This is a genomic window from Flavobacterium sp. J27 (assembly GCF_004303025.1).
Lineage (GTDB): Bacteria > Bacteroidota > Bacteroidia > Flavobacteriales > Flavobacteriaceae > Flavobacterium.
Map to the genome: position 1 here is coordinate 183071 of NZ_PJQW01000009.1, position 20688 is coordinate 203758.

Sequence of the window (20688 nt, forward strand, 5' to 3'; positions counted from 1 at the left end):
TATTTATTAATCTACTAAATTGAAATAAGCCTTTGCTTGCTCATAATTGGAAAGGTCAGGTAATCTATTGGTTTGATTAGAAGGAATGATTACATATCTAAAGTAATTCCCTCTAGCCACATCATATTGATAATCAGTTAAGTCAACTCCATTTTCCGTTGATTTAATTTCAATTAAAATTCCATCAGCATTCGCTGAGTTGGAACCAAAATAGAGATTATACGCTACATTAGACCACCTTCCTGGTCCCGGAATACTATAAACTGCCGAGGTACCATATTGTCTTGCATACACCATTACTAAGCACTCATTTCTTAATTCTGATTGTGTAAATTGATTCACAACCACACGCATGATTTTCTTGTGAGGTGTATCATAAAAACTCCAATCTGCTGGCAACCAACCAGAAATTACCACATTTGCATTTCCGTCTTGACCGTTTGTTCCATTCGTGCCATTTATTCCATTGGTACCTGGAGGTCCTTGAATTCCTTGTGGACCTTGTTGACCATCCACTCCGTCTTCTGCTGAACAGGATATCAATGTAAAAACATAGAAAGCCGTTAAGAGAAAGCTACTAATTTTAAATTTTTTCATTATAAATTTTGTTTGATATTTATTACTTAATGACGAATTGAGAAATAGGTTAACATTTTTAATTTAATTATCTATTTTTGTCTGAAGTATGTTAACTTTTTCAATTAAAAAGCATTAATGAGTAAAACCTTCTCTATTGAAGATTTAAGAAGTGGGAATGATAAATTCTATAGTATCTTGTATAAAGAACACAAAGATGCTTTCATGAACTATGCTAGAAAGTTTGGTCTTACAGAAGAAGAAATGGAAGATATTTATCAAGAAGCGCTTATTGTTTTTTACGAAAATATAGCGACAGGTAAATTAACCTCTTTTGAAAGTACAATTAGAACGTATATTTTCAGTATTGGTAAGTATAAAATACATGAATTGTTACGTACAAAAAAGAAGTTGATAAACACAATCGTATTAGATGAAATAGAAAACATGGAAGCTATTGAAAATTGGAATAATACAGAAGCACAGCTAGACCAATATCAAGAGCAGCTAAAGTTCGCCTTTAAAAATTTAGGCAAAAGATGCCAACGTATATTAGAATTATTTTATACTGAGAATAAAAGCATTAAAGAAATTGTGCAATTAGAAAATTATGAAAATGAGAATACCGTAAAAGCACAAAAATCGAGATGCATGAAAAGTTTACGTGAAATGATAAATAAAAAATCATGAACAAAGAGCAGTTAATTCAAAAATATCTTGACCATTCTTTAACAGATGAAGAGAAGATTTTACTTGAAAATGAAACAAGTATTAATCCTGATTTTGAAAAAGAGCTAGAAGAAGCAAAAAACATAAGAGTAGCCATAATTGCTCATAAAAAAGAAACTTTAAGAACTACTTTTAAAAAATTGGAAAATCAAAAAAAGCCAACCTTCTTTTCTGCAATTAAATATGGAATAGCCGCTTGTTTTGTTATAAGTATATTTACTATAGCCTATTTTCTTTTTACCGTTCCTAGTTCTAATAATACGCTTTTTTTAGAAAATTTTGAGCCCTATAGAAATATCATTATACCAATTGAAAGAGCCGCGATTCCAAATCAAAATAAAAACAAAGAATATTTGGCATTTTATGATTATGAAACAGGAAATTACAAAACTGCTTTACTTGAATTTACAAGTTTATATCAAACAGAAGAAATATCTTATTATCTCTTTTATAAAGCTATTTGTGAGTTGCGACTTGATCAGGTTGATAACGCGATTGATTCATTTTTAACGCATCAAAAATTAAACGACTCATTTAAAGAAAAAGGCAAATGGTATTTGGCTTTAGCCTATTTAAAAAACAACGACATACCAAAATGTAAAATTATATTGGAAGATATTGTGAAACATAAAAGTTATAATTACCAGAAAGCGAAAGAAATTTTAGAGGTATTAACCACAAACTAAAAACGTTTTTTCTTTACATAAAAAAATATTCCAAGGCTTAATACAAGAGTACTAAAAACAACATATATCCAGTAACTTTTTGCTACTGGCAATGCTTCAACATTTCCAGCAACAATAAATCCTGCCCAATAATAAGGGTGTTTTAAGTCTTCATCTTGTTGTTTCTCTAAATATTCTAATTTTGCTAATTGTAATGCTTCGTCTTTTGGTTTACCCAAAGTTAGATTATTATAAAAATAAACCATTATTTCTGAGGTTTCTTTATCTGGAACCTTCCACATACTCATCACTGTACTTGAAACTCCTGCATAAGTAAATGATCGAGACATGCTCATTAACCCTTCTGATTTTTCAAGTTTACCAAAACCTGTGTTACAAGAACTTAAAACAGCTAAATGAGCAGGAATCTTTAAATTATAAACCTCAGCAGCAGTTAAAGAATTATTCTTAGTCGTGTTACTGAATCTCATTTGATTAAACATTGGATTTAATTGATTCAATTCAGTATGTGTTGCCAAGTGAATGATTCCATTTTGACTACTCTCAGCAATAAAATTTTCTTTTGAAGCACTCGTTTTTACATAAGCCTTTCCTCCTATAATCTCCTGAACAGCTTCCACTTCTCTTTCATTATTAGGCAATTCTGCAGTAACATATTGCGGAGCAAACCCCACCCAATCTGTATTCGTATTGGAAAGCATCATTTCCATTTGCTTGTTTAGTAGTTGGACAGAACCTGCATAACGAACCGCTACTTTTTCAAACAGGAATTGATCTTTAACTTGCAAAATTTCGAAAGGGATAATATTTAGAAAATCGTCTGCAATGACAGTAATTCTTTTGATATTTGGTTCTAACTTTGGAGCAATCATATTTGCCAATTCTTTAGATAAACTAGCGATTGTTTTTCTTTGCTTTATGTTTTCTTGTAATTGCAATGTTTTTTTTAAAACTTCTTTTCCTGTCTTAAACTGTTCCAATCGCACCTCTTTTTGAGACAACAATAAACGATACCAAATAGTTCCATCGATAAAATAAAGTAAAACCACCTCATCGTCTTGGATTTTATTTTTTACAAAATTAGAATAATCCTGAATTACGTTTAATTTTTTAGCATTTGCGTAGTTGGGATATTTTTCTTCAACATCAAGTAAAAAAGTAGCGTATTCTTTTTCATAAGTCAATTGTTTATGAAAAAGTTTTCGAATCGAATCCTGATTTGCTTTGGAACTATTTTTATAATAATGAATATATTGATAATTATTATTAATTTTTTCTTGTAGTGCCTCTTCTTTTTCAAAAATTTCTTTTGGAATACCTGTTACATTTTTAAACGAAACATATTGCAATCCTTCCAATAACACTGTGTTCTTATTTACTTCTATTAATTGATAGGCTAATTGCAAGTAATCTTTATCGTTTGTCTTTTTAAAATGATAATAAACGATTTGTAATACTTTAGCGATTGGCTCTTTCAATTGGTTAGAAAAAAACACTTTGTTACTTGGGTTTTGATATTTATTCTTACTATTAATTACCAATTTAATAAATGATTGAACTTCTTTTTTTAGCGTAAAACTGTTATTGTTAAAAATAGCAATTTCATACGCTTTTAACTGTATTGCTATTTCTGCATAAAAATTTTCTTTTTTGATTAGTTTTGACAAATTAGCATAAGTTAGTTTACTATGAAAAGTATCCTTGTTTCTCTCATAAAAACTTAATTTTTGCAACTCATTCTCCATTTTATATTTAAATGCATCTTCAAATTTTTCAGAAAAAAGAGCATCTTGTCTAGAAAAAAAAGTTCTTACCTCTTGAGGCTCACGGCTTAAATTAATAAGTTGTTTATTCGCTTGGACTTCAAATACACCTCTTTTTATTTCTTTAGCAATTTGAGCTGTTTTTTTAAAATAAGTAATGGCATTTAAGGTGTCTTTATTTTTCAAATGAACATTCCCTAAATGAAGATTAGCATTACATACATATCGATGCTTTTCTGGTGTGTTTTTTATAATTAAATCATATCCTTTTTGTGCAAAATCCAAAGCCTCTACTACCTCATTATTGTCAGCATGCACAGTAGATAGTGTAAAATAAGCAATTGCTTTTCTATAAAATTCTGTATCAGGTAATTTTTCTTTCGCTATAGACAAGGCTAACTCTGCATAAATCTTAGCATTATTAAAATCATACTTTGCCAAATAAGCCGCTGCTAAACTCGTGTAATCATCAACTAAATAAGATTGTTGCGCTTCACTGGCTTTATCATAATCTACTGCTTTGTGAAGGTAATCGATAGCTTTAACAGCATTCCCTAATCGATCTTGATACATTAAACCAATATTGTAACTATTGCTAGCTAATACAGAATAATTTGGTTCCTTTAACTGCTCTCCTATAGCTACCGATTTCTTATAAGCTTGTAATGAGTTTTCAATATCTTCTTTTCCATCATAAGCAACACCTAAAACAGAATAAGCAATAGAAGCTGACAAATTAAAACCTTCTTTTTCAAAGTATTGAATCGCATTTTGCAAGTTAAATATGGCTTTATCATAATAGGCTGAATCAATATAGACTCTAGCTAAGTATTCTTCAGACAAAGCAAAAACATATTCGTCTCTAGGTTTTGTTTTATATTTCTCATAAACTGCAACGGTTTCATCAAAATGTAGTTTTTTAGTATGTTGCACTTTGGAATAGACTTTATAATAATCTATACTATGCTTCAACTTATTATCTCTAATTTTATGATATTGGTACAAACTATCAGCAAAAACAAAACTATGATAAGCTTCAGATGGTTTGGAAAGTGCTAAACTTGTTCTTCCTAAATAATGTAATGCGTTTATTTGGTTTTGATAGTCATGTATCGAATCAAAAAACACAACAGCTTGTTCAAACTTCTTATTTAAAGCAGTCATCTTACTCATATTACCCACTTTATAAACCGTTAGAAAAGTATCTTGTAAAGAAATAAAAACATCTTTATCAAATAGCTTTACCATTTTGGTTTGTGAAATGGTTTCCTGTTTAACTTGACCCTTGTTTTTAGGATTATCAATACAGCTATAAAAAAATAGAATAAAAAGAAAAAAAGGGATTTTTAACCGCATAGTTTTGAATTCAAACAACTGTACTCAAATATAAAAAAACTAATTTAGTTCTAAAACCTTTTTAATCATAGCATCTTCAGAAAGAATAACTTCATAGTAGCTATTATCATCAAAAAGTTGTTTTACGAATTCGGCATACAAGTATTTTTTAATTTTTTCTTTATCAGAAAAGTTTAAAATGACTCCACTTTCGGAAACATATTGTTTAAACGCATCTAAATAGGTATCATTTTCAAGCACCTCAGCTTTTAACATCTTAAAATCTAAAGCATTAAAAAAAGTTCGTTTCTTATCCAATTGTTCAAAAACAAAATAACTCACTACACCAGACTGCATAATCATTATAGTAGCTTCTTCACCATGCTTTGCTTCAAAGGGAACAAAAACATCTGGTGTAATACCTCCTCCTCCATATACAATTCTACCTTTTTTAGTTTTAAATTTTAAACTATCTGCTACTTTTATACTATCCGCTTCATACAGTTCTCCACTTTGAAATCGTTTTTCAAATTCATTAAAATAACCTTCTCCTTTATCTTCATAAGGTTTCTGTATAGAACGTCCAGAAGGTGTAAAATAGCGCGCAATGGTTAATCGAACTGCAGAGCCATCTCCTAAAGGCATTTCTCTTTGAACCAACCCTTTTCCAAACGAACGTCTTCCTACAATTGTTCCTCTATCATTATCTTGAATAGCACCAGCTAAAATTTCACTAGCAGAAGCACTGTTCTCATTAATTAACACATATACTTTCCCTTCTTCAAAATCACCTTTTGAAGTAGCAAAGGTCTGGTCTTCAGAACCTTTTTTATTTTTAGTTTTTACAATTAACTCTTTATTTTTCAATAATTCATCAGCGATTGCAACTGCCATTTCTAAATAACCACCACCATTATCCCGAAGATCTATAATTAAATCTTTTATATTTTGTCTTTTCAAAGACAGTAAGGCTTTATGAAATTCATCAAATGTTGTTTCTGCAAAACGATTGATTTTGATGTACCCAATTTCATTATTAACTTTCAAAGCAATATCCACACTTTTGATAGGTATTACATCTCTTTTAACTTTAATTTTCAGCTTTTCGTTCGTCGTTTTTCTGTAAACAGTTATATCAACTATTGATCCTTTTTCTCCTTTTAATTTAGAAAATAAACTATCATTTTGAATTTTTTTGTCAAATAATTGATACTTATCAGCAAACAAAATTCGATCCCCTGCTTTAATACCTGCATGTTCAGAAGGCCCATTTTTAATTGGTTTAATAACTGCAACGGTATCTTTATAAACATAAAAATTGACACCAATTCCTACGAAATCTCCTTTCATATTCTCTGTAACCGCCTTCAGATCTTTTTTACTAATATACACTGAATGAGGGTCTAAATTTTCAAGAATACCATTTACCGTTAAATCTACAATAGAATCTGTATTAATATCGTCTACATATTCTCTGTCTATAAAATCGATTAATTTGTTAAGCTTGTTTTTTTTGGAATTATTACTTAAAAAGTCAGAATCATAAAATGAGTGCAATGCATTTCCCAATAAAAGTCCAATCGCAACAGCTGTTGCAACAATGATTGGAAAATATATTTTATTTAACTTCATTTAATTCAAATCTTCTAATAATTCTACCTCAACTCCTGCTTTTCTTAAAAAGTCAACACCTGAAGTATCTTTATATTCTTCATGATACACCACTCTTGTAATACCAGACTGATGAATTAACTTACTACAATCTTTACACGGCGACAAAGTAATGTATAATGTTGCATTTTCACACGATTGAGTAGAACGAGCCACTTTTAAAATAGCATTAGCTTCCGCATGAAGCACATACCACTTTGTCAAACCAATTTCATCTTCACAACAGTTTTCAAAACCAGAAGGTGTTCCATTATAACCATCTGAGATAATCATTCTATCTTTAACAATAATCGCGCCAACTTGTTTTCTTTTACAATAAGAAAGTTGCCCCCATTCTTTTGCAATACGTAAATATGCTTTATCGTATTTTAATTTTTTTTGTTTCATTTTATCTATTCCAAATTTCGCTATGTATAATCATAGGCGTAACTACCCCTATAATAAAAGCCGACATAACCAATGCCCAATCTCGTTTTGAAAATCTAAAGAAGGTTTGCACAATATAGGCTAAAATTAACACTACAAAGACAACAATAATTTGTGCCGTTTCTATACCCAAAGCAAACTCTAATAATGGCAACAATTTATCTGTTGCTTTACCTGGTAAAATGGTTTTAAAATAATTAGAAAACCCTAATCCATGAATGATTCCAAAAAACAAAGTAATAAGAGCTACAAAAGTAATGCTTTCATTTTTAGAAGATTTACCTGCGGTAAAAAGATGAAATACTGCGGTAATCAAAATCGTTATTGGAATTAAAAATTCAACCAAAGTGGCTTTAACAGAAACAATGCCAAAAACTGACAAAATCAAAGCTAAAGTGTGCCCTAAAGTAAATAGAGAAACTAAAATTAATACTCGTTTCCAATCTTTAAAAGCATAAGGTACCATTAAGGCAATTAAAAAAAGTACATGATCATAAGCATGTATATCCAAAACATGATGAAGACCTATCTTAAAATACAACCAAAATTCTGACATAATTCTATTTTTTTGGGGAATTCAAACATACAATTTATTTTAGTAAAAATAAATGGCTTTATCAAAAGCTTAGCAAAAATTACAGTATTTATTTGTGTTCCTGTCAAAAATTATTTTTTTGCTTGTTTTAAAAGCTAAATTATATGTAATTTTGTGCAACTTTTAAAAAAAACGATATGCCATTTTCAGATTTATTTGATAACGAATTTAAAAATAGAAATAAAGGTCATTTTTCTGCAATTGTAAGAGTTGCTTTATCTGATGGAGCTTTAACTGTAGAAGAAAAAGAATTTTTAGATAAATTAGCCACTCGTTTAGAAATTTCTGCAGCTGAATATGAGGAAATTTTAGAGAACCCAACAAAATACCCTATTAATCCTCCTGTCCTTCATCTAAGCAGATTAGAGCGTTTGTATGATTTAGCAAGAATGGTTTATGCAGATCATGTTTTAGGTCCAAAACAAAAACAAATTTTAACTCGTTTTGCTTTAGCTTTAGGATTTACTCCAAGTAACGTAAACTATATTGTAGATAAAGCATTATCCCTACTTGTTTTAAATGTAGATTTAGACACTTTCATTTATGAAATGCAACATATGAATAAATAAAAAAAAAGCTCTGAAATTTCAGAGCTTTTTTTTTATTTAAGAGTTTTTCATAAATTCTTCTGCTTTTTCTACCATATTTTTGCTTCCACAGAAAAAAGGCACCCTTTGATGTAATTCTTTAGGTTCTAATTCCATAATTCTATTAAACCCATCAGATGCTTTTCCTCCAGCTTGTTCCGCCAAAAATGCCATAGGATTACATTCATACAATAATCGTAACTTTCCATTAGGTGCTTTTGAACTTGTCGGATAAATATAAATCCCTCCTTTAATCATATTTCTATGAAAATCAGACACTAAACTACCTATATAACGAGAAGTATAAGGTCTATCTCCTTCTTCCATTTGACAATATTTTAAATAATTTTTCACTCCTTGAGGAAAGTGAATATAATTTCCTTCATTAATAGAATAGATTTTACCATCTGGAGTAAATTGCATATTAGGATGAGACAAATAAAAAGTTCCAATCGCTGGATTTAAAGTAAATCCGTTCACACCATGACCTGTAGTATATACTAGCATAGTAGAAGTACCATAAATTACATATCCAGCAGCCACCTGATTGACTCCTGGTTGTAAAAAATCTTCTAACTGAACAGGCGTTCCCATTGGAGTAATTCTTCTATAAACAGAAAAAATAGTCCCTACAGATACATTTACATCAATATTTGAAGACCCATCTAAAGGATCCATTAAAACTACATATTTATTATTATGTCCTTTATCAGATCCAGCAACAGTAATAAAATCGTCATTTTCTTCGGAAGCAATTCCGCAAACAATCTCTCTATTAATTAACGTTTGAATAAATGTTTCGTTGGCAAAAACATCTAACTTTTGTTGATCTTCACCTTGAATATTTTGTTCTCCAGCTGCTCCTACTATATCCACTAAACCAGCTTTATTCACCTTATAATTTACCACTTTAGCAGCTAAGCGTATCGAATTAATTATTCTAGAAAGTTCACCTGTAGAATATTGAAATGAATTTTGATTTTCAATAATAAACTCGCCAAGGGTTCTGTTTTTTTCTTCCATTTTACGAAATCGATATAGTTGTGTTTAAGTGGCAAATATCGCTTTTTATAAAACATTTAAAAAGAAATAAATTATAAAAAAAAATTAAAACAGCATTATTACATGTAAAAAATCATTTTAATACAGAAATATCAAAAAATGTTATAAAAAAATATTTAAATGAAAAAATATAAAATATTGTTTAATTTTGCATAAATAAAATATACCATTATAAACTTTGTGATACAGATAAACTATGGTAATTTAGCGTAAAAATAAAAAAGATGATTATTCGTAAAGGCACCATACAAGACATGCCCTCAGTATTAGAATTAATAAAGGAATTAGCCATATTTGAAAAAGAACCCAATGCTGTAGAAATTAGTGTTACCGATTTAGAAAGAGACGGTTTTTCAAAGCAGCCTTTATTTCAGACTTTCGTTGCTGAAGAAGAAAAAGAAATTATTGGGGTAGCCTTATATTATTACCGTTACTCTACCTGGAAAGGCAAAACAATTCATTTAGAAGACTTAGTGGTAAAGGAAGACAAAAGAGGAACAGGTGCTGGTTTTGCGTTATATTCTGAGATTATTAAACAAGGGCATAAAGAAAACGTAAAAAGAATGGAATGGAATGTATTAGATTGGAATACTCATGCCATTGCTTTTTATGAAAAAAGTGGTGCTCATATTTTAGAAGATTGGAAAGTGGTGCAAATGGATAAAGAAGGAATAGAAAATTTTGTAGCTACATTGAACAACAAATAAACGAGTTATATATTAATAAAAAAGATCAATCAGGGTTTTACTATGAAAATTTTTAAATTTGGTGGTGCTTCTGTAAAAGATGCAGAAGGTGTAAAAAACGTAACTTCTGTCCTTGGAAAAGTAGGTTATAGAAATACATTAATCGTTGTTTCCGCCATGGGCAAAACAACCAATGCTTTAGAAGTAATTATTAAAAATTATTTCGAAAAATCGAATCAATTAAATGCTTCAGTTCAAGAAGTTCGCAAATACCACAATCAAATTTTACAGGATCTTTTTGAAGATGAAGATCATGAAGTTTTTTTTACTGTAAATGCCCATTTTGATGATTTAGAATATTTTTTAAGAAGTAATAAATCTCCAAATTACAATTTTGTGTATGATCAAATTGTAAGCTATGGTGAAATTATTTCTACTACTATTGTAAGTTATTATTTAAATGAAAAAGGCATTAAAAATACTTGGTTAGACGTTAGAAACTTTATAAAAACCGACACTACTTATAGAGATGCTAATGTAAATTGGGAACAAACTCAGAATGTAATAAATAAAAAAATTGAAAAAGATGAGTTGTATATCACACAAGGCTTTTTAGGGTCAGATGCTAACAACTTCACTACTACTCTTGGGAGAGAAGGTTCAGATTATACAGCGGCTATTTTTGCTTATTGTTTAAATGCAGAAAGCGTAACCATATGGAAAGATGTACCTGGTGTTTTAAACGCAGACCCGCGTTATTTCGAAGAAACAGCGCTTTTAAATCAAATTTCATACAGAGAAGCTATTGAACTAGCCTTTTATGGAGCAAGTGTAATACATCCAAAAACATTACAACCATTGCAAAACAAAGAAATTCCGCTATTTGTAAAATCATTTATTAATCCACTTTTACCTGGCACAAGTGTCTCAAAAGGAGCCGATTTAGAACCGCAATTACCTTGCTATATTATCAAAAAAAACCAATTATTATTATCGCTATCCTCTTTAGATTTCTCATTTATAATGGAAGAGCATATTAGCGAAATTTTTGCTTTGTTTCACGAACATAAATTAAAAGTAAATTTAATTCAAAACTCGGCCATAAGTTTTTCAGTATGCATAGAAGATAAATTTCAAAATTTTCTAGAAGTGAAAGAAATTTTAGAAAAGAAATTTAAGATTTCGTTCAGTGAAAATGTATCCTTATATACCATTAGACATTTTGATGAAAATGCAACTCAAATTGTAGAAACTAACAAGACTGTTTTATTAAAACAAATTTCGAGAGAAACCTTACAAATTATTACAAAAGAGTAATAAGCCAAAAGATTTATACAATAAATTAATCCATAAATACTACTTTTGAAAAATAGGAGTTATCTATTTATGATAAAAAAGTGGTTTTTATGGATTTTTTTTCTGTTTTTTTCTGTGGTCTTTTCTCAGGAAAAGCCATCTAATAATCGGTATCAATTAAAAAAAATAATAACTTCAAAAGATACTATCTTTTTAGAAAAAGTGAGTATTAATCCTGCTTTTTTCTCACTCAAAGATAAAAACCAGAAAAAAATTGATTCTACATACTATAGTGTAGATTTTCAAAAGGCAAGTCTTATTTTTAATAAAAACTTTACAACTCAAGACACCTTACTTGTTGAATATTTAAAATTCCCAGACTTCTTAACCAAAGAATATACTATTTATGACGATAAAAAAGTAGTCTCAAATGAAGCAGGAAATTTGTATACTATTAAAAATCCAGACAAGCCTTTATTCCAACCTTTTGATGGCTTGAACACTTCAGGAAGTATTTCAAGAGGCATTACTATTGGTAACAACCAAAACACAGTAGTTAACTCAAATCTAGATTTGCAAATTACAGGTAAAATATCAGACAAAGTAAGTTTAAGAGCCTCGATACAAGACAGTAACATTCCACTTCAAGAAGGAGGTTATTCACAGAAATTAGATGAGTTTGATCAAATTTTTATAGAATTAGCTTCGGATCAATGGAGCATTAAAGCGGGCGATTTATTCTTAGAAAATAGACAATCTCAATTTTTAAATTTTAATAAAAAAGTTCAGGGTCTATCGACTCAATTTACTTTGGGAACACCCGAAAAAAAAACAACTATTTTTGGTTCAGCAGCCTTAGTAAGAGGGCAATATGCTCGAAGTTCATTTATAGGTCAAGAAGGAAACCAAGGTCCTTACAAATTAAAAGGAACCAATGGTGAGTTATTTGTATTAGTAATTTCTGGTTCTGAAAGAATATATGTAAATGGCATTTTATTAGAAAGAGGTGAAAACAAAGATTATGTTATAGATTACAATGCTGGTGAAGTTATTTTTACTTCTCTATTTCAAATAACCTCAGAAATGCGTATTATAATTGAGTATCAATTTTCAGATAGAAATTACACGCGTTTTGTAGCTTACTCTGGTGTTACACACGAACAAGAGTCTTTTAAAATTGGTGGATTTGTATATTCAGAAAATGATATTAAAAATCAACCATTACAGCAAAATTTATCTGAAGAACAAGTAACTATTTTAAAAGATGCTGGAGACAACCAAAATTTAATGACTGCTCCTTCTGCTTACATAGATTCGTATTCAGAAAATAAAATTTTATATCGAAAAACAATGGCAGGTGCTGTCGAAATTTTTGAATTTTCAAACGACCCAAATGATGTACTATATAATGTTCGTTTTACTTTTGTAGGTCAAAATACAGGAAATTACATTTTATCAAACACAAATACCATTGGAAAAATATATGAATATATTGCACCTATTGCTGGTGTTCCACAAGGAAATTACGAACCAATTATTCCTCTTGTCTCACCAGACAAATTACAAATTGCCACGATACTAGGAACATACAATCCTTCAGAAAAAACCAATTTAGACTTTGAACTAGCTGTTAGTAATTATGACAGAAATCTTTATTCCAATTTAGATGACAATGACAATAAAGGAATTGCTGGGAAATTTAATTTTAACAAAAGACTATATACTGGAAAATTCAATTGGGATGGTTTTGCCAATTTTCAACTAATTAACAAAGATTATAAAACCATCGAGCGATTATTTAATATTGAATTTAATAGAGATTGGAATTTAAATAATCCTTTAGGAAATCAAAGTTTGTTAACTACTGGGATTACGCTAAACATGAAAAAAAATGGCTTTACAAAATATCAATTTGAAAAACTTGATTTTAGTCAAAATTTCTCAGGCAACAGACATCTAATAGAAAGTTTTATAAAATTAAGTAAGACAACAATTACAACCAATTTCAGTGCTTTAAATAGTAATAGTGAAATTACAAACTCAACATTTATCAGAAATCAATCTAGGATAAAACATCATTTTAGAAAGAATTGGATTGGGACTTCTTTGCGTTTAGAAAACAATAAAGAAAAAATTATTGTTACTAATGAATTTAGTAATTTAAGCCAGCAATTTACAGAATATGGTGTCTTTGTTGGGCGTGGTGATTCGACAAAAGTATATGCCGAAATAGGCTACTTAAATAGAGTAAATGACAGTTTAAAAAACGGACAAATAAGACGTGTAAATCATTCCGATTCTTATTATTTAAAATCACAATTAATAAAAACAACAAAAAGCAATCTTACTGTTTTTGCTAATTATCGAATTTTGAAATATGAAGAAACCAAGTCAAATGAACCATCGCTCAACTCAAGAATTTTATATAATACTACTTTTTATAATAATTTAATACAGTCTTCTACTGCTTACGAAACAACTTCTGGAACGATAGCACAGCAAGAATTCACCTACTTAGAAGTTGAGCCTGGGCAAGGTGTGTATATGTGGAATGATTACAACAATAATGGTATTCAAGAATTACAAGAATTTGAAATTGCCACTTTTTCTGATCAGGCTAAATATGTAAGAGTCTTTTTACCCAACCAAGTTTTTATTCGAACCCACCAAAATAAATTCTCTCAATCTTTAAATTTTAATGGTTTAGTCTGGCAAAATGAGAAAGGCATTAAAAAATTACTCTCTTATTTTTACAACCAATCATCCATCTTAGTTGAACGAAAAATAATAAGAAATGGCAATGATTTTGACTTAAATCCTTTTTCAAAAAATGAAAATAGTATCGGTTTAAATAATACATTTAGGAATAGTCTTTTTTACAATAGAGGTAAACAAAATCATTCTATGATTTACACCTATTTAAACAGTAAAATTAAAAGTTTATTAAATATCGGCTCACAAGAAAACAATCTTTACTCTCATCAATTTCAATACAATCATTTATTAAGTGAGAATTGGTTAATTCAGTTTAAATCTAGCTTTGGTAAAACAGAAAGTAATTCAGAAAATTATTCTAATAGAAATTTTCAAATTGAAAATTATTTAATAAATCCAAAGTTGTCTTATTTATTTTCAAAAAATGCTAGTTGGGATATTTTTTATGAATATCAAAACCAAAACAACACTATAAATGCTTTAGAATCATTACAACAAAACAAAATAGGCTCCTCTTTTTCATTTAATAGTGAGAAAGGGTTTACGATAAATGGAGAGTATTCATTTTACAACAACAATTTCACTGGCAATCAATTATCTCCTGTAGCGTTTCAAATGTTACAAGGATTACAAGCTGGAAAAAATAGTGTTTGGAGATTACTTCTACAAAAAAACATTACTAAATATTTAGACATTAACATTAACTATCAAGGAAGAAAATCTGAAACAAGTAAAACCATTCACAATGGAAATATACAGCTAAGAGCATTTTTTTAACTTTTAAAACAAAAGAAAAAACAATATTCTTACTAAATTTACTAAATTTTAATTTTTCATCAGAATTACAAATGAAAAAATTATTCGCTATTATATTATTATCATTATTAACTTCAGTTGGATTTGCACAACTTAGTAATAAACACTGGATACCTCCTTTACATTCAAGAGAAGATGTAACGGTGAATGATCACTATATTTATTTATCAACCCCAGAAACTACTCCATTTCAAGTTACTATTACTTATGGTAATGGGATTCCAATAACTGGTTCACCTTTTACTTTATCTCAATCCAATCCTGTACGAGTAACTATAGGAAACACACAACCTTCTGCGATGTTTGTAGCACAAAACAATGTAAATAGCATACAGTCTGATAAAGGGTTAATACTTGAAGCTTCTGAAGATTTCTATGTAAGTTTTAGGGTAAAATCACAAAATCATGCTGAAATATTAGTACCAAAAGGAAGGACCGCTTTAGGAACATCCTTTAGAGTAGGTAGTGTACCACAACAATATGATAGTTCAATTCGAAATTTTGTAACTAGTTTTATGGCTACTGAAGACAATACAACAGTTACAGTATCAGATTACAATCCAAATGTCACATTCGTAAGTGCAACAGGAACCATCAATCCTTCTTCACAAAATTTCACCTTAAATAAAGGTCAATCAGTAGTTTTATCTGGCTATACAGACAATGTAGCTAATAGAACGGGGTTTATAGGTGCCTTGATCAATTCTTCCAAACCAATAGTTGTGAATACTGGTAACGCAACAGGAGGTGCAGGACCAATGCCTAGCACAGGCTCTGGTCAAGATTTTAATTTAGATCAAATTGTAGGTTTTGAGAATATTGGGCAAAAATATGTTGTAGTTAAAGGTAATGGAAGTAATAATTCTGAAACTCCAATAGTAATTGCAACAGTAGATAATACAGCTATATATGTAAATGGAAATACCGTCCCAATTATAACTTTAGATGCTGGAGATTATTATCCTATACCTGCATCAAATTATCAAGGAAGTGGAACAAATAGAAACATGTACATAGAAAGTAATCAACCAGTATATTTATACCAAGTTTTAGCAGGAAGTATAAATGATGCTACTTCTGGTTTGAATTTTATTCCTCCTTTAAGTTGCTATTGGCAAAAAAGTGTCAACATGATTCCTCAATACAATGCTATTGGCGGTAAATCATATAACGATAGTGGTATTATTATTGTAACTGAAGTAGGTTCAACAGTTTCAATTAATGGAAACCCAACGACAGCCACACCACAATTAGTAAATGGAAACGCTGGTTGGGAAACCTATCGAATTGATGGTATAGGTGGTGATATTATAGTTGAATCAACTGGAGCTTTAGCCGTTGGCGTTTTTGGTTCAGACGGAAATGCATCAGGATATGGCGGTTATTATTCAGGTTTTGGAAGTCAACCAAGAGATACTTTTATAGATATTTGTTCTAACTCAACTATAGATTTATATGAAGCTATTGAAGGAAATCCTTTACCAAATGGATCATGGAATCCTGCATTAGCTAGTGGGAACAATATATACGACCCAAATATTGATGCTCCTGGCACTTATCAATATACATATGACATTACTTGTGATGGATTTACTGTTACAGAATCAGTGGATATAACCATAACCATTCAAACAGCTCCAGATGTAGGATCTGATACTTCTAAGGCATACTGTACAATTGATCCTGATGAAGATTTATTTACATTATTAGGAACATCGGATTCTTCTGGAACATGGTCATTTAATGGAAACCCAAGACCCGATGGAATTATCCATCCTGCTACAGATAGTTCTGGAGATTATGTTTACACAATATCTACCAATAATGTTTGTGAAACCGTATCATCCATAGTGACAGTTATTATTAATCAAGCACCAGAAATTACGGTAGTTACTCCATATGAAATATGTGATGACAACGTGGATGGAGATGACACAAATGGCTATGCAAACTTTGTTTTAAACACAAAGAATCTAGAAGTTATAAATGGACAACCAGACATTACTGTAAGTTATCATTCATTACAAAATGAAGCAGAATTAGGAATTAATAATTTACCAAACAATTTCTATTCCAATTCCAAAACTATCTATGTTAGACTTAGAAACAATACTACTCAATGTTACGCTGTAACAACCTTAGATTTAATTGTAAATCCGTTACCAACAATCCAAAACAATGTAACATTAAAACAATGTGATACAGATAACGATGCGATAACTACATTTAATTTGTCTCAAGCAAATTCAATTATTGCTACTGATACTAATTTAACTTTCACTTATCATACTTCGCAATCTGGTGCCATAAACAACATTAATTTAGTTACTGATGAAATGAATTATGTTGCCGCAAATGGAAGTATAGTTTGGGCAAGGATTATAAACGACAAAGGTTGTTATAGAACCACACAAGTAAATTTAACAGTTTCAGCAACTACTCTTTCAACTAATGATAGCTTTGATTTATATCAATGTGACGATTATATTGACTTAAATGACCCTGACGACGACGGTTATGATTATTTCAATTTTAATGATCCAAATAATTTAGCTAATAATGCGGAATTGCATTTCAAAAATTTATTTCCGTCCAATCAAAATTTAGTGGTTACTTTTTATGAAACAGAACTAGATGCATTAGCAGAACAAAATCAAATAGTTAATAGTACTAACTATAGAAATAATACTCCTACAAATCAATCAATATGGGTTAGAATAGAAAGCAGTTTAAACAACGAATGCTTTGGTGTTGGCCCATATTTAAACCTCCATGTAGTATCAATTCCTGAAATAAATCTAGGAGTTGATTTTACATTATGTGTAGATCCAATAAGCGGACTAGGCTCTCAATTAGTAGATGCTACACCTGCTACTTCTGGAAATTATTCTTACCAATGGACTCCAGCAAACCCAAACACTAATTCTGGAGGAAATGAAAGTCCTTTATACACCATAACACAAGAAGGAACCTATTCGGTAATCATTACAGATAACACTACAGGCTGTAGTAATTATGACAGTATTGTAGCTACATATTCATCAGAACCTGTTCATTTTGAAGCAAACTTGGTTAACCCAACATTTTCATCTGGATTATCAACAATTCAAACAATAACTTCTGGTGGTTACGGCACCTATGAGTATAGCCTAGATCAAATTAATTGGCAATCAAGCCCAACATTTACTGGACTTACAAATGGAAGTTATATAGTATATGTACGAGATATTTTAGGGTGCGGTATATTGTCTTCAAATTTATTATATGCCATAACGTATCCTGCTTTTTTTACTCCAAATGGAGATGGATATAATGACAATTGGAATATTAAAAACTTACCACAATCTTTTGAAGCCAAACTATACATATTTGATCGATATGGCAAATTAATAAAACAAATAAGTCCTTACGGAGAAGGATGGAATGGCACATATAATGGTCATTTATTACCATCAACAGACTATTGGTTCAAACTAGAATACAAAGATAACGGCACAATAAAAGAATTTAAATCGCACTTTAGTTTAAAAAGATAATGGAAGCCACAATACAAACAAGTATACATAACAACATAGCAACTATATCATTCTTTCATCCAGCTGGAAATTCTTTTCCTAGTTCCCAATTAAATCGTTTAACAAATGAAATTAATACCATTGGAAAGAATGATAAAATCAATTTAATTATTCTAAAAAGTGAAGGTGAAGGAGCCTTTTGTGCTGGTGCTTCCTTCGATGAATTATTAGCTGTTACAAATTTAGAAGAAGGAAATCATTTTTTTTCTGGCTTTGCTAATGTAATCAATGCTATGAGAAAGTGTCCAAAACTGATTATTGGCCGTGCTCATGGAAAAACTGTTGGTGGAGGTGTGGGTTTATTAGCTGCATGTGATTATGTTTTAGCCCATGAAAATGCAGCTATAAAACTATCTGAAATAGCTATTGGCATAGGCCCTTTTGTAATTGAACCTGCCGTCTCTAAAAAAATTGGAAAAACAGCAATGGCAACTATGACCTTAGAACCTACTGCATGGAAAGATGCTAATTGGGCATTTGCAAAAGGTTTCTATGCTCAGGTTTTTTCTACTGTTGAAGCCTTAGATAATTCTCTCAAAAAATTTACCGAACAACTCGCTAGTTATAATCCGGAAGCCTTAGTAGAAATGAAAAAAGTACTTTGGGAAGGAACAGAAAACTGGGAAACTCTTTTGTATGAACGTGCAGCTATTTCTGGCAGATTAGTACTTTCAGATTTCACAAAACAAGCCTTGTCTCAGTTTAATAAAAAATAAAATTAAAACAATAATACAAATCTATAAAAAGAGGAAAATACTATTTTAGCCCCGGTTGAAGCAAGTTACCATGTAACGCTGAAAACGGGAGAGTTTACTACTGAAAAAAAGTGCTGTGCTTCTAGAAATTTAACTTACGTGTTTTTAACCAACCCGTAATACTTAAGCGCTCTCTACAAACTGGCTTTACTTCGTGTTCTAATAATTGGCTTTCAAAAACAACCATTCTTCCTTTTAAAGGAAAAACTGTAATCGTTTTGTCATCTTTATAAATGGCCAACTCTCCTCCGTATTCTTCCTTCCAATCTTCGTCATTAAGATAACAAACAATAGACAATTTTCTACTATCATCATTCTGAAAAGTATCTAAATGCCTTTTGTAAAAAGTCCCTTCTGGATACAATGCATAATGGAATTCGCGTTCTTGAATCCCTAAAAAACAAGTACGATTTAAATAATTAGTAAAATGGGCTACCTTATCAAAAAAAACAGATTCAGCCTCGTTCTTTTCTGACTCATCAATCCATGAAATGAAATCACCTCTAATCGTTTTAATTATTTGTTCATTAAATTGATTACCAATGGCTGCTTTTTTAAACTCGTCTTCATCGTATTTTTTTAGCAGACTATTCCGAAGATTTTCAACTTCCTCAACTGAAAAGAAATTATCCACAATACTATATTGTTCCTCTAAAAGATCTTTTATAACCTTTTCATACATTGGAACTAAGACAAATTCACTCATAATTATATTCAAAAAAGTGAGCAAATATAATGCGAAAAAAGGAATAAAAAACAAGAATTAAAATTTAGTAACTTTGTAAAAAAATAGATTAGCAAAAATGAGTAAAATAAGAATTACTAAACAGTTTTCGTTTGAAACAGGTCATGCATTATATGGATATGATGGTAAATGTAAAAATGTACATGGTCATAGTTATAAACTTTCTGTAACCGTTATTGGTATGCCTATAACAGATACTTCAAATGTAAAATTTGGAATGGTTATCGATTTTACGGATTTAAAAAAAATAGTAAAAGAAGAAATTGTCGATTTATTTGATCATGCTACTGTATTTAATAAAAACACACCTCATATTGAACTTGCTGAAGAATTAAGCAATAGAGGTCATCATGTTATTTTAGTAGAATATCAACCTACAAGTGAAAATATGGTTATTGATTTTGCCAAAAAAATAAGACACAGACTACCTTTTGGAATAAAATTACACTCTTTAAAACTACAAGAAACTGAAACTTCTTTTGCTGAGTGGTATGCTTCAGATAATGAATAAAAAAACCCTTAAAGAATTCTTTAAGGGTTTTTATAGAATTATAAAAATTGCAATATAACTAATTCACTATTTTTTCACGATTAAGAATTCTGAGCGTCTGTTTTGTGCGTGTTCTTCTTCGGTACACTCTTTACAAGGTACTTTTGGTTCGCTTTCTCC

Annotated in this window: 16 protein-coding genes; 9 read left to right on the forward strand and 7 right to left on the reverse strand. The window is 30.1% G+C overall.

Annotated elements, in window-relative coordinates; genetic code table 11:
- Positions 1 to 6: 6 nt before the first annotated feature.
- On the reverse strand, positions 7 to 597 hold the full coding sequence (locus CX675_RS13660; RefSeq protein ID WP_130735802.1) for a hypothetical protein: 591 nt from the start codon (positions 595 to 597) through the stop codon (positions 7 to 9).
- Between the two features lie 117 nt (positions 598 to 714).
- Between CX675_RS13660 and CX675_RS13665 the strand changes: the two genes are divergently transcribed.
- Both CX675_RS13665 and CX675_RS13670 read left to right on the forward strand, forming a co-directional pair.
- Positions 715 to 1266: an RNA polymerase sigma factor gene (locus tag CX675_RS13665; protein ID WP_130735803.1), complete on the forward strand. Its 552-nt coding sequence runs from the start codon at positions 715 to 717 to the stop codon at positions 1264 to 1266.
- Positions 1263 to 1991, forward strand: coding sequence for a tol-pal system YbgF family protein (locus CX675_RS13670; RefSeq protein ID WP_130735804.1), 729 nt, complete (start codon positions 1263 to 1265; stop codon positions 1989 to 1991). The genes CX675_RS13665 and CX675_RS13670 overlap by 4 nt, the downstream gene beginning before the upstream one ends.
- On the opposite strand, the gene CX675_RS13675 is transcribed toward CX675_RS13670, so the two are convergent.
- The 4 genes from CX675_RS13675 to CX675_RS13690 form a co-directional block, all read right to left on the reverse strand.
- The gene (locus CX675_RS13675; RefSeq protein ID WP_165396050.1) at positions 1988 to 5002 is read right to left on the reverse strand and encodes a CHAT domain-containing protein; all 3015 of its coding nucleotides are present in this window, start codon (positions 5000 to 5002) and stop codon (positions 1988 to 1990) included. The two genes, CX675_RS13670 and CX675_RS13675, sit on opposite strands and share 4 nt — an antisense overlap.
- A gap of 147 nt (positions 5003 to 5149) precedes the next feature.
- Positions 5150 to 6721: a S41 family peptidase gene (locus tag CX675_RS13680; protein ID WP_130735806.1), complete on the reverse strand. Its 1572-nt coding sequence runs from the start codon at positions 6719 to 6721 to the stop codon at positions 5150 to 5152.
- Complete coding sequence (locus CX675_RS13685; protein ID WP_130735807.1) at positions 6722 to 7147, reverse strand: dCMP deaminase family protein; 426 nt, start codon at positions 7145 to 7147, stop codon at positions 6722 to 6724.
- Between the two features lies 1 nt (position 7148).
- Positions 7149 to 7742 (reverse strand): HupE/UreJ family protein, encoded by a 594-nt coding sequence (locus tag CX675_RS13690; protein ID WP_130735808.1) that lies wholly within the window; start codon positions 7740 to 7742, stop codon positions 7149 to 7151.
- Between the two features lie 176 nt (positions 7743 to 7918).
- Here CX675_RS13690 and CX675_RS13695 point away from each other — a divergent pair, with 176 nt between their 5' ends.
- Complete coding sequence (locus CX675_RS13695; protein ID WP_130735809.1) at positions 7919 to 8350, forward strand: TerB family tellurite resistance protein; 432 nt, start codon at positions 7919 to 7921, stop codon at positions 8348 to 8350.
- A gap of 36 nt (positions 8351 to 8386) precedes the next feature.
- On the opposite strand, the gene fbp is transcribed toward CX675_RS13695, so the two are convergent.
- Positions 8387 to 9391, reverse strand: coding sequence for a class 1 fructose-bisphosphatase (gene fbp / locus CX675_RS13700; protein WP_130735810.1), 1005 nt, complete (start codon positions 9389 to 9391; stop codon positions 8387 to 8389).
- Positions 9392 to 9654: 263 nt separating this feature from the next.
- On the opposite strand from fbp, the gene CX675_RS13705 reads away from it, so the two are divergent.
- The 5 genes from CX675_RS13705 (at position 9655) to CX675_RS13725 (ending at position 19234) form a co-directional block, all read left to right on the forward strand.
- Positions 9655 to 10137: a GNAT family N-acetyltransferase gene (locus CX675_RS13705; RefSeq protein ID WP_130735811.1), complete on the forward strand. Its 483-nt coding sequence runs from the start codon at positions 9655 to 9657 to the stop codon at positions 10135 to 10137.
- Between the two features lie 42 nt (positions 10138 to 10179).
- Positions 10180 to 11433, forward strand: a complete 1254-nt coding sequence (locus CX675_RS13710) for an aspartate kinase (RefSeq protein ID WP_130735812.1) — start codon at positions 10180 to 10182, stop codon at positions 11431 to 11433.
- A 69-nt stretch (positions 11434 to 11502) separates the two neighbouring features.
- Positions 11503 to 14904: a hypothetical protein gene (locus tag CX675_RS13715; RefSeq protein ID WP_130735813.1), complete on the forward strand. Its 3402-nt coding sequence runs from the start codon at positions 11503 to 11505 to the stop codon at positions 14902 to 14904.
- 71 nt (positions 14905 to 14975) lie between these two features.
- Entirely contained in the window at positions 14976 to 18479 is a 3504-nt protein-coding gene (locus CX675_RS13720; RefSeq protein ID WP_130735814.1) for a T9SS type B sorting domain-containing protein, read from the forward strand.
- Entirely contained in the window at positions 18479 to 19234 is a 756-nt protein-coding gene (locus CX675_RS13725; protein WP_130735815.1) for an enoyl-CoA hydratase/isomerase family protein, read from the forward strand. Before CX675_RS13720 ends, CX675_RS13725 begins: the two co-directional genes overlap by 1 nt.
- Positions 19235 to 19355: 121 nt before the next feature.
- Here CX675_RS13725 and CX675_RS13730 read toward each other — a convergent pair whose 3' ends face one another.
- A complete protein-coding gene (locus tag CX675_RS13730; protein ID WP_130735816.1) occupies positions 19356 to 19979 on the reverse strand; it encodes a 2OG-Fe(II) oxygenase in 624 nt (207 codons plus the stop codon).
- 97 nt (positions 19980 to 20076) lie between these two features.
- On the opposite strand from CX675_RS13730, the gene CX675_RS13735 reads away from it, so the two are divergent.
- Positions 20077 to 20529 carry a 6-carboxytetrahydropterin synthase gene (locus CX675_RS13735; RefSeq protein ID WP_130735817.1) on the forward strand — a complete coding sequence of 151 codons (453 nt, stop codon included), beginning with the start codon at positions 20077 to 20079 and terminating at the stop codon, positions 20527 to 20529.
- The last annotated feature ends 159 nt before the right edge of the window (positions 20530 to 20688 follow it).

Coding starts and splice junctions, on each gene's coding strand:
- CX675_RS13660 (WP_130735802.1), bottom strand. CDS start 597: ATGAAAAAATTTAAAATTAGTAGCTTTCTCTTAACGGCTTTCTATGTT.
- CX675_RS13665 (WP_130735803.1), top strand. CDS start 715: ATGAGTAAAACCTTCTCTATTGAAGATTTAAGAAGTGGGAATGATAAA.
- CX675_RS13670 (WP_130735804.1), top strand. CDS start 1,263: ATGAACAAAGAGCAGTTAATTCAAAAATATCTTGACCATTCTTTAACA.
- CX675_RS13675 (WP_165396050.1), bottom strand. CDS start 5,002: ATGGTAAAGCTATTTGATAAAGATGTTTTTATTTCTTTACAAGATACT.
- CX675_RS13680 (WP_130735806.1), bottom strand. CDS start 6,721: ATGAAGTTAAATAAAATATATTTTCCAATCATTGTTGCAACAGCTGTT.
- CX675_RS13685 (WP_130735807.1), bottom strand. CDS start 7,147: ATGAAACAAAAAAAATTAAAATACGATAAAGCATATTTACGTATTGCA.
- CX675_RS13690 (WP_130735808.1), bottom strand. CDS start 7,742: ATGTCAGAATTTTGGTTGTATTTTAAGATAGGTCTTCATCATGTTTTG.
- CX675_RS13695 (WP_130735809.1), top strand. CDS start 7,919: ATGCCATTTTCAGATTTATTTGATAACGAATTTAAAAATAGAAATAAA.
- fbp (WP_130735810.1), bottom strand. CDS start 9,391: ATGGAAGAAAAAAACAGAACCCTTGGCGAGTTTATTATTGAAAATCAA.
- CX675_RS13705 (WP_130735811.1), top strand. CDS start 9,655: ATGATTATTCGTAAAGGCACCATACAAGACATGCCCTCAGTATTAGAA.
- CX675_RS13710 (WP_130735812.1), top strand. CDS start 10,180: ATGAAAATTTTTAAATTTGGTGGTGCTTCTGTAAAAGATGCAGAAGGT.
- CX675_RS13715 (WP_130735813.1), top strand. CDS start 11,503: ATGATAAAAAAGTGGTTTTTATGGATTTTTTTTCTGTTTTTTTCTGTG.
- CX675_RS13720 (WP_130735814.1), top strand. CDS start 14,976: ATGAAAAAATTATTCGCTATTATATTATTATCATTATTAACTTCAGTT.
- CX675_RS13725 (WP_130735815.1), top strand. CDS start 18,479: ATGGAAGCCACAATACAAACAAGTATACATAACAACATAGCAACTATA.
- CX675_RS13730 (WP_130735816.1), bottom strand. CDS start 19,979: ATGAGTGAATTTGTCTTAGTTCCAATGTATGAAAAGGTTATAAAAGAT.
- CX675_RS13735 (WP_130735817.1), top strand. CDS start 20,077: ATGAGTAAAATAAGAATTACTAAACAGTTTTCGTTTGAAACAGGTCAT.